Annotated in this window: 13 protein-coding genes; 5 read left to right on the top strand and 8 right to left on the bottom strand. The window is 64.3% G+C overall.

The genetic code is table 11. The features are described 5' to 3' along the window. Nucleotides 1–129 precede the first annotated feature (129 nt). On the bottom strand, nucleotides 130–1641 hold the full coding sequence (locus tag E4J93_RS03720; protein WP_147588127.1) for an IMP dehydrogenase: 1512 nt from the start codon (nucleotides 1639–1641) through the stop codon (nucleotides 130–132). Nucleotides 1642–1772: 131 nt separating this feature from the next. Here E4J93_RS03720 and E4J93_RS03715 point away from each other — a divergent pair, with 131 nt between their 5' ends. After that, nucleotides 1773–2111: a winged helix-turn-helix domain-containing protein gene (locus E4J93_RS03715; protein ID WP_255431900.1), complete on the top strand. Its 339-nt coding sequence runs from the start codon at nucleotides 1773–1775 to the stop codon at nucleotides 2109–2111. A gap of 4 nt (nucleotides 2112–2115) precedes the next feature. On the opposite strand, the gene E4J93_RS03710 is transcribed toward E4J93_RS03715, so the two are convergent. The 4 genes from E4J93_RS03710 to E4J93_RS03695 all read right to left on the bottom strand — a co-directional run bounded on the left by E4J93_RS03710 (nucleotide 2116) and on the right by E4J93_RS03695 (nucleotide 6259). Then, nucleotides 2116–2682, bottom strand: coding sequence for a manganese efflux pump MntP family protein (locus E4J93_RS03710; RefSeq protein ID WP_147588125.1), 567 nt, complete (start codon nucleotides 2680–2682; stop codon nucleotides 2116–2118). A gap of 58 nt (nucleotides 2683–2740) precedes the next feature. Next, nucleotides 2741–3772, bottom strand: a complete 1032-nt coding sequence (locus tag E4J93_RS03705; protein WP_147588124.1) for a PLP-dependent transferase — start codon at nucleotides 3770–3772, stop codon at nucleotides 2741–2743. A 104-nt stretch (nucleotides 3773–3876) separates the two neighbouring features. Beyond that, entirely contained in the window at nucleotides 3877–5637 is a 1761-nt protein-coding gene (thrS, locus tag E4J93_RS03700) for a threonine--tRNA ligase (protein ID WP_147588123.1), read from the bottom strand. Between the two features lie 190 nt (nucleotides 5638–5827). Continuing rightward, a complete protein-coding gene (locus E4J93_RS03695; RefSeq protein WP_147588122.1) occupies nucleotides 5828–6259 on the bottom strand; it encodes a zinc ribbon domain-containing protein in 432 nt (143 codons plus the stop codon). Between the two features lie 268 nt (nucleotides 6260–6527). Between E4J93_RS03695 and E4J93_RS03690 the strand changes: the two genes are divergently transcribed. The 3 genes from E4J93_RS03690 to E4J93_RS03680 are packed head-to-tail and all read left to right on the top strand — an operon-like array spanning nucleotide 6528 to nucleotide 9672. Next, nucleotides 6528–7973, top strand: a complete 1446-nt coding sequence (locus tag E4J93_RS03690) for an NAD(P)/FAD-dependent oxidoreductase (RefSeq protein WP_147588121.1) — start codon at nucleotides 6528–6530, stop codon at nucleotides 7971–7973. Next, nucleotides 7970–9295, top strand: a complete 1326-nt coding sequence (locus E4J93_RS03685) for an NAD(P)/FAD-dependent oxidoreductase (RefSeq protein ID WP_147588120.1) — start codon at nucleotides 7970–7972, stop codon at nucleotides 9293–9295. Before E4J93_RS03690 ends, E4J93_RS03685 begins: the two co-directional genes overlap by 4 nt. Further along, nucleotides 9292–9672 carry a DUF1667 domain-containing protein gene (locus E4J93_RS03680; RefSeq protein WP_147588119.1) on the top strand — a complete coding sequence of 127 codons (381 nt, stop codon included), beginning with the start codon at nucleotides 9292–9294 and terminating at the stop codon, nucleotides 9670–9672. The genes E4J93_RS03685 and E4J93_RS03680 overlap by 4 nt, the downstream gene beginning before the upstream one ends. On the opposite strand, the gene E4J93_RS03675 is transcribed toward E4J93_RS03680, so the two are convergent. Continuing rightward, nucleotides 9669–10760, bottom strand: a complete 1092-nt coding sequence (locus E4J93_RS03675) for a Xaa-Pro peptidase family protein (protein WP_147588118.1) — start codon at nucleotides 10758–10760, stop codon at nucleotides 9669–9671. The genes E4J93_RS03680 and E4J93_RS03675 overlap by 4 nt on opposite strands. A gap of 381 nt (nucleotides 10761–11141) precedes the next feature. Between E4J93_RS03675 and E4J93_RS03670 the strand changes: the two genes are divergently transcribed. After that, nucleotides 11142–12203 (top strand): RlpA-like double-psi beta-barrel domain-containing protein, encoded by a 1062-nt coding sequence (locus tag E4J93_RS03670; protein WP_255431899.1) that lies wholly within the window; start codon nucleotides 11142–11144, stop codon nucleotides 12201–12203. Nucleotides 12204–12337: 134 nt separating this feature from the next. On the opposite strand, the gene E4J93_RS03665 is transcribed toward E4J93_RS03670, so the two are convergent. Together E4J93_RS03665 and E4J93_RS03660 are read right to left on the bottom strand one after the other, a co-directional pair. Then, nucleotides 12338–13711 (bottom strand): folylpolyglutamate synthase/dihydrofolate synthase family protein, encoded by a 1374-nt coding sequence (locus tag E4J93_RS03665; protein ID WP_147588116.1) that lies wholly within the window; start codon nucleotides 13709–13711, stop codon nucleotides 12338–12340. A gap of 298 nt (nucleotides 13712–14009) precedes the next feature. Continuing rightward, nucleotides 14010–16715 carry a valine--tRNA ligase gene (locus E4J93_RS03660; RefSeq protein WP_147588115.1) on the bottom strand — a complete coding sequence of 902 codons (2706 nt, stop codon included), beginning with the start codon at nucleotides 16713–16715 and terminating at the stop codon, nucleotides 14010–14012. Nucleotides 16716–16807 lie beyond the last annotated feature (92 nt).

Raw genomic sequence — 16807 nt, 5'->3', positions numbered from 1 at the left:
GGTAGCTCCGCGGACGGCCGGGCCGGTTTTGCCTCTTGACAATGTTCAACTCATATTAAAGGGATTGCCCGCGTTGCGGGCAATCCCTTAAAAATGCGTTGTACCGTTTCCGTACGGAAACCGCAGCAATTAGTTGTAGCTCACGCTCTGCTGGGAGTCCTTGACCACGACGTCGTGCGCGCCGCCCTCGACGATGGAGGTAGCGGAAACGAGCGTGAGGCGAGCCTTCTCCTGCAGCTCGGGGATGGAGAGCGCACCGCAGTTGCACATGGTGGACTTAACCTTGTACAGGGTGCCGTTCACACCGTCCTTAAGGGAGCCGGCGTACGGTACGTAGGAGTCGACGCCCTCGACGAAGGAAAGCTTCTGCGCACCACCCAGATCGTAGCGCTGCCAGTTGCGGGCACGCGCGGAGCCCTCGCCCCAGTACTCCTTCATGTACTGGCCGTTAACGTTTACGCGGCTGGTGGGAGACTCGTCGAAGCGAGCGAAGTAACGACCGAGCATGAGGAAGTCGGCACCCATGGCGAGCGCCAGCGTCATGTGATAGTCGTACACGATGCCGCCGTCGGAGCAGACGGGAACGTAGATACCGGTCTCCTCGAAGTACTCGTCACGAGCACGGCACACGTCGATGAGCGCGGTGGCCTGGCCTCGGCCGATGCCCTTCGTCTCGCGGGTGATGCAGATGGAGCCGCCGCCGATACCGACCTTGATAAAGTCGGCGCCGCAATCGGCCAGGAAGCGGAAGCCCTCGGCGTCGACGACGTTGCCGGCGCCAACCTTCACGGAGTCACCGTAGTTCGCGCGGATCCACTCGATGGTGCGCTTCTGCCACTCGGAGAAGCCCTCGGAGGAGTCGATGCACAGCACGTCCGCGCCGGCCTCGACGAGCAGCGGCACGCGCTCGGCGTAGTCGCGCGTGTTGATACCAGCGCCGACCATGTAGCGCTTGTTAGCATCGAGCAGCTCGTTGGGGTTGGTCTTGTGGGAATCGTAATCCTTGCGGAAAACGATGCCGACCAGATGGTCGTTATCGTCTACGACGGGCAGGGCGTTGAGCTTCTTGTCCCAGATAAGATCGTTGGCGTCCTTGAGCGTGATGTCCTTATCGCCCACGATGAGCTCGGAGCGGGGCGTCATGAACTCGGAGACCTTCTTGGAATGATCGTCGCGGCTGGGACGATAGTCGCGGCTGGTGACGATGCCGAGGAGCTTGCCGCGCGGGGTGCCGTCGTCCGTGACGGGCATGGTGGAGTGGCCCGTGCGCTCCTTGAGCTCCATGACCTGCTCCATGGTCATATCCGGCGTAAGCGTGGAGTCGCTCTCGACGAAACCGGCCTTGTGGTCCTTGACGGCCTTGACCATAGCGGCCTCGGACTCGGGGGTCTGGGAGCCGTAGATGAAGGACAGGCCGCCCTCGGTGGCAAGGGCAACGCCCATATCGACACCGGAGACCGACTGCATGATGGCGGAGACCATGGGGATGTTGAGGGTGATTGCGGGCTCTTCACCGCGCTTGAAGCGCGTGAGGGGCGTCTTCAGCGAGACGTTAGTCGGCACGCATTCAGAAGATGAATAACCGGGAACGAGAAGATACTCGGAAAACGTGTGGGACTCACCTGGGAAAAACGTGGCCATGGTACTCCTTACCGACACCGGAACGAATAGGTTGACAGACATTGTAGCGCAGACGGTGCTGCTACAATGGGCTGTATTTGAATAACATGATGTATCAAGAAACTCGCCATGTTGCGAAAGGAGGGCCGACCGTGCATCTTCAGGGTTCCGCGCGCCTGCTCATCACGGCTGCCGACGAACAGCTGCCCGGCGCATTCGGCCAGGGGTGCGCCCTGCTACTCGAGGGCGTGGAACGCGACCGCTCCCTCAACCAGGCGGCCAAGGCGATCGGCATGGCATACTCGAAAGCCTGGAGGCTCGTGCGCGAAGCCGAGGCGCATCTGGGGTTCGAACTGCTCGTGCGCGAAGGCGCGCGCGGCTCGCACCTCACCGAGGAGGGCAAGCAGGCCCTCCTCGCCTACCGCACGCTCCAGCACGAGGTGGAAGAGCTGCTCGAGCAGCGCATGCCCGAGCTATTTGGCAATCGATAGGGCCTTATGCGGCAAACGCCTTGAGACCGATGCAGACCAGCACGATCCCGCCAGCCAGCTGCGCGCGGGCACCGAAGCGCTCGCCCAGGCGGCGGCCCAGCGCCAACACGGCCAGGCAGCACAGAAGCGTCGTGAAGCCGATGGAGGCGCCGTATAGCACGATGTTGGCCCCAGACGCCGCCAGCGATACGCCTACCACGAAAGCATCGATAGACGTGGCGATCGCCTCGAGGAAGATGGTTCCGTACGTGAGCTTCGACGGCGAGCACGCCTCGGGTTCGCGCATCTCGCGCAGCGCCTCCAGCGCCATCTTGCCGCCCACGATCGCAAGGATGACCAACGACACGATGCCGGAATAGGCCTCGATAATCGGGGCGATGAGCGTGCCGCCGAAATAGCCCGCCACGGGCATGGCCGCCTGGAAGAGCGCGAACGCCAGGGGCATCGCGAGCTTCTTGGCCCGGGTCATATCGGGCTCGCACAGCGTGTTGGACAACGTGACGGCCATGGCGTCCATGGCGAGCGCGATACCCACAACGACGCTCTCGATCAATTCTGCAGAACCCACCATTGTCGGTAACGACTCCCTTCAGAAGTGAGCCAGACGATTGCGATTGATGACGGCGGACCTAGCGCGACGGGCATTCGTCGCGAAGCGAGGCTGCAAGGGCGCGATCGAGGTCGTCGATGACGCCCAGGGGATCGTCGGTGCCCGCGAACAGGCGCACCGCGCACCCGTCTACGCCGTCGAGCGCCGACACGCGCGTATGCGCACCGCCGGCCGGGCTCGAACGATAGGCGGAGTCGAGTGAATCGAACAGCATGGAAGCCGTCCAACCACTTGGCAGCTCGATATCGATGGCTGGCCCGGCCCCGTGCGAAAGCACGGTCGAGGCGAGCGAGCGGTCGACATGACTCGAAAGACCCGGGTAGCTCACGGAACGAAGGCCGTCGTGAGCCGCCAGATACTCGGCCACGGCGCGCGCGTGATCCATGTGCGCCTGCATACGCGCCGGCATCGATGCGATGCCGGAGCCCAGGACGGTCGCGAGCTCGCCCGTGCGGCCGGTGACGTCAAGCGAACCCGCGGCACGCATGCGCTCCATATGGTCGAAGGCCCACGCGGCGCACTCATCCGTATAGCGACGGCGCGCGTACCGTCCATGCGGATGCGCGACGCTCACCGCCACCGCGCGACACGGCCCCGCTCCCGCCATGACGCGGTCGAGCGCCTCGAGGACCACGGCCGCGCCGAGCTCGCACGCGCGGCAGCCGAAAAACGATGGAACGGTATTGTCTACCGCGAGCAAGACGTCGAGCTCGCGAGCGCGAGCGGCCAAAGACCGCACGTCGGCCACGCGAAGACCGCGACAACCTACGCTGTTGACGAACCAGATCACAGGCAGGCCAGCTGAACGCGCCTCGATACTTGCTCCAACGAAATCATCGACCACGGGTGCGTTCAGGAACCGCACGCATCGACAGGGAAAGCCGTGGGCAAACGCCTGCTCGAAATCGTTCGCGCACACCACCAGGACGGCCTCGGCCGCCAAGCCCGTGCGCGCGAGCGCCGCGGGCGCATGGGATGCCTCGACAACCCATGCGGAGCGCGCACCGGCGGCTTCAGCGTAACGCGCCTCGACAGATAGCAGTTCTTCCACCTGAGCCCCCTTCGATCATGCCGAATGCGGGCAGCGGCGCCGCCCCGCTCGAAAAGAAACGGGGCGCCCGGGCCATCTGGCCGGACGCCCCGCGCAACGGCGCGTTAGGCGCGTATGCGAGTCTCCTCGACGACCTTTTCGATAAAGGCCTCGATATCCATGGGGACGGTCTCGTTGGAACGGTCGCGGACGGAGATGTTGCCGGCCTCGACCTCCTTCTCGCCCAGGATCAGCATATAGGGCACGCGGTCGACGCCGCGGGCCTCGCGAATCTTGTAGCCGATCTTCTCGTCGCGATCGTCGCACACCACGCGGATGCCGGCCGCCTCGAGCTGCTCGGTAACCTGGTGCGCGTAATCGCGGCTCTTCTCAGAAACGGGCAGGGCCTTGACCTGCATGGGCGCGAGCCACACGGGGAACTTGCCCGCGAAGTGCTCGATCAGGATGCCGATGAAGCGCTCGATGGAGCCGAAGCACACGCGATGCAGCATGATGGGGCGCTTCTTCTCGCCATCGGCGTCCACGTAGGTGAGGTCGAAGTTCTGCGGCATCTGGAAGTCCAGCTGCACGGTACCGCACTGCCAGGTGCGGCCGAGGGAATCCTCCAGGTGGAAGTCGATCTTGGGACCGTAGAAGGCGCCGTCGCCCTCGTTGACCACGTAATCCATGCCCAGCTTATCGAGTGCGACCTTGAGACCCTCCTCGGCAGCGGCCCAATCCTCGTCGGAGCCCATGGAGTCCTCGGGGCGGGTGGAAAGCTCCACATGGTACTTGAAGCCGAACTTCTGGTACACGGAGTCGATCAGGCGCACGACGCCCACGATCTCGTCGGTGAGCTGCTCGGGCGTGACGAACAGGTGCGCGTCGTCCTGGTTGAAGCAGCGGACGCGGAACAGGCCGTGCAGGGCGCCCTTGAGCTCGTGGCGGTGCACGAGGCCGATCTCGCCGGCGCGGATGGGCAGCTCGCGGTAGCTATGCGGCTTGGAGCTGTACACGAGCACGCCGCCCGGGCAGTTCATGGGCTTGATGCAGTACTCCTCGTCATCGATCATCGTGGAGTACATGTTGTCCTTGTAGTGGTCCCAGTGGCCGGAGGTGAGCCACAGGCTCTTGTTCATGATCTGCGGCGTGGAGATCTCGACGTAGCCGGCCTTGTGATGGATCTCGCGCCAGTAGTCGAGCAGGGTGTTCTTGAGGATCATGCCGTTGGGCAGGAAGAACGGGAACCCGGGGGCCTCGTCGCGCATCATGAACAGGTCCATCTCGCGGCCGATGCGGCGATGGTCGCGCTTCTTGGCCTCTTCGAGGAACGTGAGGTGCGCCTCGAGCTCGTCTTTGGTAGCGAAGGCCGTGCCGTTGATGCGGGTAAGCATCTTGTTGCTGGCGTCGTTTTTCCAGTAGGCACCGGAGACGCCGGTGAGCTTGAAGGCCTTGAGGGCCTTGGTGTAGGTGAGGTGCGGGCCTACGCACATGTCGATGTAATCGCCCTGCTGGTAGAAGGTGATGCGGGCGTCATCGGCCAGGTCGCCGATGTGCTCGACCTTGTACTTCTCGCCGCGCTCCTCCATGAGGGCGATGGCCTCCTCGCGAGGCAGCTCGAAGACCTGGAACTTGAGGTTCTCCTTGACGATCTTCTTCATCTCGGCCTCGATGGCGGGCAGGTCGTCCTCGGAGATCTTCTTGTCACCCAGGTCGACGTCGTAGTAGAAACCGTTGTCGGTAGCGGGGCCGTAGGCGAAGTCGGCCTCGGGATAGAGGCGCAGAATAGCCTGGGCCATGATGTGCGCGGCGGAGTGGCGAATGACGTGCTGGGCCTCGTCCGATTCGACCTCGGCCACGGAGCCGTCGTTGTACAGTGCCTTCATATGCGTACCTTCCTTAAGAAGCAGTGGTCACATAGTGGTGTCAAGTTTATCAAGTGTACCCGTTTTGCATCGAAATGGGGACGCTATATGCAGCGGCCCCAAAACGAACGCACCCGCCGGCAAGGAGCCAGGCGGGTGCAAGGACGCTTCCGCTCGGCGCCCCGCGCAGAAGCGGGACGCGTGCAGCGCGTTATTGAATATGTGTTCGGCAGTACGGGCATACCTTCCAATGCGCGTCGAGCGGCTTGCGACAAGACGGGCATACGTTGCGCACCTGGGTGTTGCAGACAGGGCACACCACGAAATCCTTCTCTATCGTGGTGCCGCACTTGGGGCAGGCGCCGTACTCCGCGAGCTGGCGCTCGCGCAGCGCCATCTCAAGATCCATCTCCTCGCGCTCGGACGCATAGGAGTTGGGACGCAGCGCGAGATAGGCGATGAGGCCCACCACGGGGATGAACGAGACGATCCCCCACAGCCAGAACGGCTCGGCGCCGCGACGCTTGGCGTCGATGAACACGTAGATGACGGAGAGCAGGTAGAGCGCGACCACGAAGCCGATGAACAGGTAGAACACCATCATCAGCTGCGGCGACATGAGCTCCTGGATGTACTTGGACATACAAGGGCTCCTTTCACATGGGATGCAGCGTGCACGGTACAGAATCTTTTGGCATTGTATACCGCATCGCGTCCGTTCGTCCATTATTCATCCAGCGGCGGCCCCGATGTTCCCCTGTAAGGACGCAGCGTCCGCTGGTCGGCGGCGCATCCCGTGCCGCCGTTCGCGGAAGGAAGTTGACGGTTCGTCTATACCACGGACCGTGCGGCGCCCGACAGTCTACGATGAAGTAGTTACTGGGCATATGTTCACGAAATCAGGAGGGACTATGCAGCGCTACGACATCGTCATCGTGGGCGCGGGCATCACGGGGTGCGCCATCGCCCGGCAGCTCGCCCGCTATGACGCATCGATCGCCGTCATCGAAGCAGCCAACGATATCGCCTGCGGAACCACCAAGGCCAACGGCGGCCTGGTGCACGCGGGCTACGACCCCGCACCCGGCACCTGCAAGGCCAGCGTGAACGCGCGCGGCTGCGCGCTGTACGGGCAATGGTCCCGCGAGCTGGGCTTCGGCTTCAACCGAACCGGATCGATGGTGCTTGGATTCAGCGAGACCGACCGCGAGCACCTCGAGCACCTACTTGAAAACGGCCGCGCCAACGGCGTACCGGACCTGCGAATTATACAGGGAGACGAGATACGCGAGCACGAGCCGCGTGCCAACGCCGACGCGACCTGCGCGCTGTGGTGCCCGTCAACCGGATACGTCGACCCCTTCGAGGTCGCCATTGCCGCAGCGGAGAACGCGGCGGCAAACGGCGTCGAATTCCACAGGGGCGCGCGCCTCGACGGGGTTGATCGCGACGATGACGGACGCTTCATCCTCCATACCGAAGCGGGCGACTTCAGCGCGAAGACGCTGATCAACGCAGCGGGAAACGGCTGCGGCGAGGTCTCGCGCATGGCGGGCGGCGAGCCGTTCGAGATGGTATGGCGACAGGGCAACATCGCGGTCCTCGACCACGAGGAGACACCGCTCATGCCCCTCTACCCCATCCCGACCCCCGTGTCGAAAGGCGTGATCGTCACCGGCACCGTGCACGGCAACACCGTCATCACCGCGACCGCCGCGATCCGCGAAGCGGGCGACACCGACACCTACGCCGCCGACGTGAACGAGCTGCTGGAGGGTGCGCGCAAGCTCGTCCCCGACCTCGATACGCGCCGGGTGGTGCGCACGTTCGCAGGCGGGCGCGCGGTGATCAAGGGGCTCAACGACTTCTTCATCGCGCCCTCCACGCTCGCGCCCGGTCTCTTCCAGGCCGCGGGCATCCAATCGCCCGGCGTGGCCAGCGCCCCGGCGGTAGCCGAGCGCATGGACGCGCTGCTGCACGAAGCCGGCATCGCGTTGCCCGAGAAACCCGGCTGGAACCCCCTACGCGAGCGACCCGTGGACTTCGATAGCGAGAGCACCGAGCGCAAGCGCGCGCTTATCGAGCGCGATCCGGCCTGGGGGCGCATCGTATGCCGCTGCGAAACCGTACCGGAGGCAGAGATCGTGGAGGCCATTCATCGAACCCCGGGCGCCGTGTCCGTAGAGGGCGTGAAGCGCCGCTGCCGCGCGGGCATGGGCCGCTGCCAGAGCGGCTTCTGCCAAAGCCGAGTCGTGCGGATCCTCGCACGCGAACTGGGCTGCAGCCCGAGCGACGTGCTCCTCGAGGACGCGGGCTCGCAGATCGTGTTCGGTCCGCTCAAGGAGGTACAGGCATGACGAGCACCATTCCAGCGACCGCGGCGGTCGCGCACGCCTATGACGTCGTCGTGATCGGCGGCGGTCCGGCCGGCATGGGCGCGGCCATCGCGGCGCAGCAAGCGGGGGCGCGCGTCGCCATCGTGGAGCGCGATGCCCATCTCGGCGGCATCCTGCGCCAGTGCATCCACCCGGGCTTCGGCCTCGAGCATTTCAAAGAGGAGCTGACGGGCCCCGAATACGCGCAACGCCTCATCAACGAGGTGGCGGCCCTACCCATCGACGTGCACACGGGCGCCATGGTCATCGCCATCGACGGCGATGCGGATACCGTCGGGGGCGGCGCGCACCGCGTCACCTGCATGAGCGAAGAGGAGCTGCTCGAGCTCGATGCGCGCGCCGTGGTCCTCGCCATGGGCTGCCGCGAGCGCACGCGCTCGGAGATCAAGATTCCCGGCAGCAGGCCCGCCGGCGTCTTCACCGCCGGCCTCGCCCAGCGCTATATCAACATAGAGAACCTCGCACCGGGCAGGCGCGCCGTCATCCTCGGCTCGGGCGACATCGGCCTCATCATGGCGCGCCGCTGCGCGCTCGAGGGCATGGAGGTCGAGGGCGTCTACGAACTGATGCCCTATGCCAACGGCCTCTATCGCAACGTCAAGAATTGCTTGGAGGATTTCGGCATCCCGCTGCACCTATCCACCACCGTGACGCGCATCATCGGAGACGCGCGCGTGGAAGCGGTGGAGGTGTCGCGCGTGGACGAGCATCTCTCCCCCATCCCCGGCACGGAGCGGGTAGTGCCCTGCGACACCTTATTGCTCTCGGTGGGCCTCATCCCCGAAAACGAGCTCTCCACCAAAGCGGGCGTCGAGCTGGACCCGCGCACACGTGGCGCGAAGGTGGACGAGTCGCTGATGACGTCCGTCCCCGGCATCTTCTCGTGCGGCAACGTGTTGCACGTCCACGACCTGGCCGATAACGCCACTGCCGAGGCCCAGCGCGCCGGACGCGCCGCCGCCACCTGGGCGCTCCGCGAAAGCGATCGCGAAGACGAGTCGCAGGACGCCATCGCCGTCGAGGCGGCGGGCCTGGCGGGCTACGCGGTGCCGTCGCGTATCAACGGCGTGGACGCCCTCGTAAAGATCTGGTTTCGCGTGCGCGCGCCCATCGAATGCGGGCGCATCCGCATCATCTCGGGCGACGAGACGCTCTTCTGCGGAAAGCCGCGTGCGTTCAAGCCGAGCATCATGGAATCTGTGCCCGTCACACCCGCCATGTTGAAACGCGCGCAGGGCCGCATCACGCTGAGCATCGAATCAATCGAGGAGGACGCACGATGAGCACCACAGAGCGCTTCCACTGCACCACCTGCCCGTCGGAATGCCTGCTCGCCGTCGAGGTTGAGCGCGACGCCGGCACCGCGCTCGTTGTGGACGTGAACGGCAACCGCTGTCCGCGCGGCGAGGCCTTCGCGCGCCAAGAGATCACCTGCCCGATGCGCATCCTCGCTACCACCGTACCGGTGACGGGATCCGACATCGAGCTGCTGCCCGTCCGCACGGCCGAGGCCATCCCCCGCGCGCTGCACGCCGACGCCATGGTAGAGCTGCGGCGCCTGTGCGTGGACGCCCCCGTCCGCATGGGCGACATCGTGCTCCCCAACATCCTGGATACCGGCGTGGACGTTGTCGCCTCCCTCGACGCCGACGAAGTCTAGCGGTCGATTCGCGTAGGCTCGTGGGTGAAGGAGTTGAGCACCTCGGCTCCCTCCTCGCCCACGAGCACCAAGTCCTCGATACGCACGCCGGTGCGTCCGGGGAGATAGATCCCCGGTTCGATCGAGAAGGTCATACCGGGCTCGACCAGCGCCTCGTTGGCCAGCGACACATCGCCCGGCTCATGATCTTGCAAGCCGATCGAATGACCCAGGCGATGAGTGAAATAGGGGCCGTAGCCCGCATCCTCGATAACCGAACGCGCCGCTCGGTCGATATCGCAGAAGCGCACGCCGGGACGGACCATGCGCTCCGCCGCCTCGTTGGCCGCGCGGACGACGTCGTAGATGCGCGAGCTCTCGGCATCGGGCTCGCCCCAGAAGAAGGTGCGCGTCATATCCGAGCAATAGCCCCGATACTGGCCACCGATATCGAACAGCACCACCTGGTTGTCCCCGAGCACGGTAGCATCGGGTTCGTGGTGTGGATCGGCAGCGTTCGCCCCGAAGCTCACGATCGGCGCGAACGAGAAGCCCTCGCATCCTTGCGCAGCGTAGAGATCGAGCAGCTGCGATGCGACCTCGCGCTCCGTCACGCCGGCGTGCACGAGCGCGGGCAGCTGCGCCATCACGGCGTCGTTGATGCGGCTCGAGGCGCGCATGAGCTCCTGCTCGCGGGCGTCCTTGATGGCACGCGTCGCCGCCACGGCGCCCGAACCCAAGAAGTAGGACGCGGCCGCCCCGCGCTCCTGAAGCGGAATCAGGAAGCCGGAACGCATCTGTGCGTCGATGCCAAGCGGACGTGTCGGATCGATGGAGCGCATGAGGACATCGCAGAGGTCGTCTGTATCGGAGAACACCACGACCTCGGCATTCTCATACTCATCGATAGGATAGAGCGCGTTATCGAAGATGACGGGAGTGGAGCCGGCTCGCAGCAACACGCCGGAAAAGCGCTCGTACATCTCGGCATAGAACCCCGTGAGATAGAAGATCGACCAGGGATCGGTAACGAGCAGCTGCGCGCCGGGACGCAGCGCCTCGAGACGAGATAGCACGGAATCGATACGGTTCTGGTGCACGAACGCCATGAATGCTCCTCCTTTACATCCGCATCCAACCGATGCGCAACGTTATTCAAGCCAAGGGTAGCACGCCGCGCATCGCGGCGACGGTCACGGCGACCGTTCGCCATGTCGCCTACATGCAACTGAAGTCTCACGATAAATCAGCAGCTAGACAGGCGTATAGGGGACATCCTGGCCGCTATCGCCAGTCGCAAGGCAGCCATCGACGGTCGTGGTACCCCTGTGAACCTTTAAGTTCAACTTTAAGGTGAGCATTCTACAGCGTATACTTTTCACGAACGTACTCGGTCGAAGGTGAGGTTTATGCACGATCGCGACGCAGCACACGAAATCGGCGCGCCGATACGCAGGCACGCACGCCTGCTCTGTATCGCAGGCCTCAGCATGTCCCTCGGACTCGCTGGCGTACCGGCGGCATACGCCGCATCTGCTCGCACCGACAGCGAGCTCGCCCGGCTTGCAAACGAGGTAACGAAAGCCACTTCGGCCTATAGCCGGGCACGGGCAAAGTCCGTAGATCTACAAGGGCAGGTCGACGCCCTCGCCGAGGAGATCATAGCGCTCGAGCAAGACGTCCTTCCCGCAAAGCGCCGTGCGGCATCGGATGCAGCCGTCGCCATGTACAAGCAGCAAAACGACGGCGCGAACCTGCTATCGATGCTCTTCGGGGCCGGATCGCTCAACGATCTGATCGAGATGGGCAAATACCTCGATACCATCCAGTCACGTCACGTGCGCGCCCTGGAAGACCTCAACGCCGCCCACGATGAATTGCAGGCCAAGCTCTCGAACCTCGGAGCCGCAAAGGACGCCGCGGTAACGCAGCAGCGCAAAGCGGACGAAGCGCTCGCCTCGGCTAGGAGCGCACATGCCGAGATCGAGCAGAAGGCCGCGTCGGAAAACGCCGCGGAAGCCGCCAAGGCGGCGGCGCAGGCGCAGCAGCAGATCGAACAAGTCGAGCAGCAAGCACCCGCTAAGCCCGCCGCACCGGCCCCTGCCCCGCAGCCGGAGCCCGCCCCCACCCCTCAGCCGCAGCCGCAACCAAGTCCGCAGCCCAACCCGCAACCCGCTCCCCAGCCCGACGGCTCGGGCGGCGGTGGCTCCACCGGTTCGAAACCCGACCAGGGCGGCGATGGAGATACCTCCACCAACCAGGGCGGCTGGCTCTCGGGCGTGGCGTCGTACTACGGCATCGGCGATGGCTTTATGGGCGGCACCACCGCCAGCGGCGAGATCGTGACCGAGACCTCCATGGGTATCGCCATGCTCAACGTGCCGTTCGGTACGCGCGTCGAGATCCGCTACGGCGGCCGATCGGTTATCGCCTACGTCAACGATCGCGGTCCCTACGTTCACGGGCGCGTCATCGATATGCAGCCCGCCGTCGCGCGAGCACTCAACTTCGTGAACGTCGGCGTCGGCACCGTGCAATACCGTTTCCTGTAGGTCAAGCAGGATTCAGGCTTCCCTGGCCTGCGACCAACCCGGATGAAGCAGCCATCGAGAGCGCCCCGGTCCACCGCGATGAACGGTGGACCGGGGCGCTCTTGCAGACGCAGCGCGCCTTTCACCAGACGGGCCTATATGCGCAGCAGCCCTGCCACCTCGCCGGCAAGCGTGATCGTACCGGCCGCGACAAGCGCTTCGCCACGCCGGCCGCACTCATCGAGCGCCTCGGATACGGAGCCGTATGCTGCAACGAGGCAGTCGGCAGGCCTACCGGAACGCTCGAGCGCGGCAGCGACCATGCCCGCGAGCTCATCGCATGGAAGCGCGCGGTCGGACGAGGTTTCCGTTACGACGATACGGGGAAACGCCGGCACCAGATGCTCGATGATGCCGTCGACGTCCTTATCTGACAAGGCTGCCAAGAGCAGCGTCGGGCGACCGTCGACGCACGGATCGAGCTCGTCTAAGGCTGCGACGAAGTTCTCGCAGCTCTGGGGATTATGGCATGCATCGACCAGAACAAGCGGATCGCGGCGCACCACATCGAACCTGCCCGGGATGGGGCAGGCATCCAACGCGGACAGGGCGGCCGCCGAATCGAGGGCGCGTCGCAGATACGACTCCGCCACCGCAACGGCGCATGCCGCATTCTGTGCCTGATAGACGGGCTTGGCGATCTGGTACCTATATGAGCCGTACGGGCCCGAGCAGGAAAACCCGACCGTATCGCCCAGATGCGCGGGGCGTTTAGTGAGCTCGTGAGCGGAATACCACGGCTCGATGTCGCACGCTTCGCACCGCTCCCGCATCACGCGCGCAACCGACGGCTCATGGGTGCCCTCGCCCAAAATGACGGAGCGCCCGGGCTTGATCACCGCCGCCTTCTCCCCCGCGATGGCCTCGAGCGTATCGCCCAGGATGCGCACGTGGTCCAATCCGATACCGGTCACCGCCACGACACGCGGATCGGTGGCCGACGTCGCATCCCAACGGCCGCCCATGCCCACCTCGAGCACGGCCACATCCACGCGTGCCTCGGCAAACACAACCATAGCGGCCACCGTAAGCAGGTCGAACGGTGTGATGGTATAGGCATCGAGTCCCTGTGCAGCCCTGCGTGCGTTCACGCGACGACCGGCTTCGGCCGCACATGACACTCCGCGACGAAAGGCGTCGGATGACACAACGGAGCCATCCACCTCCATGCGCTCCTCGTAACGCACGAGCTGGGGAGACGTATAAAGGGCCGTACGAAAGCCCTCGGCGTGAAGAAGCGCGGCGGTAAATCGCGTGGTAGATGTCTTGCCGTTCGTTCCGGCTATCTGTATGCAATCGAAGTGCTCGTCCGGACGGCCGAGCTCGTCGAGCATGTCGACGACCGTTTCGAGAAGCGGGCCCGTCGTTCCCGGCAACATGCCGGTGTCGGCAGCCAGGCGAACCGCTTCGGTGTATGAAAACAGCGGAACATCGAAGGGAACTGAATATGGATCGGAACGCTTTGCCATGTTCTCTCCAAAATCGTCATTTCTTAGGTCGTGCCTGGCAGTAATTGCAATAATTGAGTCCGTCGATCTCGTTTCCAAATTGAAACGAGGACGGCATCCGTCTAAAACCGGTGATTTCAGAGCCGATGACGACTCAAAATGGTCACGTGTACGATTTCGAGCTATATACACGCATGAATCCAGCGCCCGAAAGACTCAATACTTACATTTAGTGCCACGAGGATGCCGGTCACACTGAGACCTCGGCAAAATGGCCCGGAAGCCACGAGGGCGTCCGGGCCAGCACGAGCAACGGTGTTTAGAAATCGGCGAGCTGCGCCTTCAGCGCGGTGATGGTCTCGGCCAGCTCGGCGGCGCGGGCGCGCTTGCCCTCCACGATCTCGGGCGCGGCCTTGGCGATGAAGCCCTGGTTGGAAAGGGTCTTCTCCGCGCTTGCCAGCTCCTTCTCGGCAGCCTTGAGCTCCTTCTCCATACGGGCGCGCTCGGCCTCGAAATCCACGAGGTCGCCCATGACGACGTAGGCGTCGAAATCGGCACCGGGCAGGGCGATGGCCTTATCCGGCTTCACGAAACCGTCAGCATGGGATACCACGAGCTCGCTCACGTTCGCCAAACCGCAGATAAACTCCGACATGCCCTGGATGGCAGCCACCACGTCATCGGATGCGGCCTTGATCTCGCAGCGCAGCGCCTCCTTCGGGGAGATGCGGTACCGGGCGCGGCTCGTGCGGACGCCCGTGACCACGGCGCGGGTAAGCTCGAAGGACTTCTCGGCGGGCTCGTCGATGAACCGCTCGAAATCGGCCGGCTCGGGCCAAGAGGCGATCATAAGGGCCTCGGCGCGCTCGCAGGAGCCGTCGTCGTTCATGTCGAGGTAGCTCGCGGGCATGGTGTCCCAGATGGCCTCGGTGACGAAGGGCATGAGCGGGTGCATAAGGCGCAGCGAGGTATCCAGCACGAAGATGAGGTTGCGCTGGGCCTGCAAGCGGGCGGCGTCGTCCTTGAGACGGGTCTTGGTGACCTCGACGTACCAGTCGCAGACCTCGTTCCAGAAGAAGTTCTGGACGCCGCGGGCCATCTCGCCGAAGGTGTAGTTCTCGATGCCCTCGGTGACCATGCGCACGGCCTTGGCCAGGCGGCTGAACATCCAGGCGTCGGCCGCGGTCTCCGCCACGGGCTCGCCGGGGGTGTAGCCCTCCATGTTCATGAGCAGGAAGCGACTGGCGTTCCAGATCTTGGTGACGAACGCGCGGGCCTGCTCGGTGCGGGCCGAGCCCTTGAGCGCCTTGGTCTTCTTATCGATATCGGCGTCGAACTTGACGTCCTGGTTGGTGGTGCACAGCGTCAGCAGGTTGTAGCGCATGGCGTCGGCGCCATACATATCGATGAGGTCCATGGGGTTCACGCCGTTGCCCTTGGACTTGGACATGCGGCTACCGTCCTTCGCCAGGATCGTCGGGTAGATCACGACGTCGTGGAACGGAACCTCGTCCAGGAAGTACAGCGAGCTCATGACCATGCGGGCCACCCACAGGGCGATGATATCGCGCGCGGTGACGAGCGCCGTGGTGGGATGGTGTCCCTCGAGCTGCTCGGGATGCTGCGGCCAGCCCTGCGTGGCGAAGGTCCACAGCTGGGAGCTGAACCAGGTGTCGAGCACGTTCTCGTCCTGATGCACGTGGGCGCAGCCGCACTTGGGGCACACGGTCACATCGTCCATGCAGGCGTCTTCCCAGCCGCACTCCTCGCAATAGAACACGGGGATGCGATGGCCCCACCACAGCTGGCGCGAGATGCACCAGTCCTTGAGGTTCTCCATCCACGTGGTGTAGGTATCGGTCCAGCGTGCCGGATGGAAGGTCACGCGACCGTCGCGCACGGCGTCGAGCGCAGGCTCCTTGAGCTTGTCGACGGCGACGAACCACTGCTCGGAGAGCCAGGGCTCGAGGGTCTGGTCGCAGCGGTAGCAATGCATGACGGAGTGCTTGTGCTCGTCGATATGGTCGAGCAGGCCGTGCTCCTCGAACCACGCCAGCACGGCCTCGCGGCACTCGTCGCGCGTCATGCCGGTGAACTCTCCGTAGCCCTCGACGACGACGGCGTGCTCGTCGAAGATGTTGATCTTCGGCAGACCGTGGGCCTCGCCCATGGCGTAGTCGTTGGGGTCGTGCGCCGGGGTGACCTTGACGAAGCCGGAGCCGAAATCGGGATCGACGTGCCAGTCGTCGAAGATGGGGATCTCGCGGTCGACGATGGGCAGGCGCACGGTCTTGCCGACGAACGCCGCCTTCTCGGGGTCTTTGCTGGACACGGCGATGCCGGTGTCTCCGAGCATGGTCTCGGGGCGGGTGGTGGCCACGACGATATACTCCTGGCCGTTGACGGGCTCGGTCAGCGGGTAGCGGAGGTGCCACAGGTGGCCGTCCTCCTCCTTGTACTCCGCCTCGTCATCCGAGATAGCGGTAGTGCAGTCGGGGCACCAGTTGACGATGCGCTTGCCGCGGTAGATGAGACCATCGTGGTACCAGTCGCAAAACACTTTGCGCACCGCCTCAGCGTACTCCTCGTCCATGGTGAAGCGCTCACCGTCGAAGTCGACGGAGCAGCCCATGCGCTTGATCTGCTCGACGATGGTGCCGCCGTACTCATGCGTCCAGTCCCAGCAGGCATCGAGGAACTTCTCGCGGCCGATTTCCAGGCGAGAAACGCCCTCGCTCTTGAGCTTCTTGTCGACCTTGGTCTGCGTGGCGATGCCGGCATGGTCGGTGCCCAGAATCCAGCGGGTCGAGCGGCCGCGCATGCGCGCCATGCGGACAATTGCATCCTGGATGGAGTCGTCGGTGGCGTGACCCATGTGGAGAATACCCGTGACGTTGGGCGGCGGAATGGTTACCGTGCAGTCGCCCACGCCCTCGCGGCGCTTATAGTAACCGCCATCGAGCCACTTTTGCAGGATAGCGGGCTCGTTGACCGCAGGGTCGTATGTCTTCGGCATCTCTTCCATGGGGATTTCCTTCCTCCGAGCGAACGCGCCGGCGTCATCGATGAACCTGAACGATCCGACGCGACCGAACGATGGGACATAAGTTCATAACC

The organism is Collinsella sp. BA40, from assembly GCF_008014645.1.
Taxonomy (GTDB): Bacteria; Actinomycetota; Coriobacteriia; order Coriobacteriales; family Coriobacteriaceae; genus Collinsella.
The sequence above is the reverse complement of the archived record's forward strand: the minus strand, read 5'-3'. Positions and strand labels throughout refer to the sequence as shown.

Coding starts and splice junctions, on each gene's coding strand:
- E4J93_RS03720 (WP_147588127.1), bottom strand. CDS start 1,641: ATGGCCACGTTTTTCCCAGGTGAGTCCCACACGTTTTCCGAGTATCTT.
- E4J93_RS03710 (WP_147588125.1), bottom strand. CDS start 2,682: ATGGTGGGTTCTGCAGAATTGATCGAGAGCGTCGTTGTGGGTATCGCG.
- thrS (WP_147588123.1), bottom strand. CDS start 5,637: ATGAAGGCACTGTACAACGACGGCTCCGTGGCCGAGGTCGAATCGGAC.
- E4J93_RS03695 (WP_147588122.1), bottom strand. CDS start 6,259: ATGTCCAAGTACATCCAGGAGCTCATGTCGCCGCAGCTGATGATGGTG.
- E4J93_RS03690 (WP_147588121.1), top strand. CDS start 6,528: ATGCAGCGCTACGACATCGTCATCGTGGGCGCGGGCATCACGGGGTGC.
- E4J93_RS03685 (WP_147588120.1), top strand. CDS start 7,970: ATGACGAGCACCATTCCAGCGACCGCGGCGGTCGCGCACGCCTATGAC.
- E4J93_RS03680 (WP_147588119.1), top strand. CDS start 9,292: ATGAGCACCACAGAGCGCTTCCACTGCACCACCTGCCCGTCGGAATGC.
- E4J93_RS03675 (WP_147588118.1), bottom strand. CDS start 10,760: ATGGCGTTCGTGCACCAGAACCGTATCGATTCCGTGCTATCTCGTCTC.
- E4J93_RS03670 (WP_255431899.1), top strand. CDS start 11,142: ATGTCCCTCGGACTCGCTGGCGTACCGGCGGCATACGCCGCATCTGCT.
- E4J93_RS03665 (WP_147588116.1), bottom strand. CDS start 13,711: ATGGCAAAGCGTTCCGATCCATATTCAGTTCCCTTCGATGTTCCGCTG.
- E4J93_RS03660 (WP_147588115.1), bottom strand. CDS start 16,715: ATGGAAGAGATGCCGAAGACATACGACCCTGCGGTCAACGAGCCCGCT.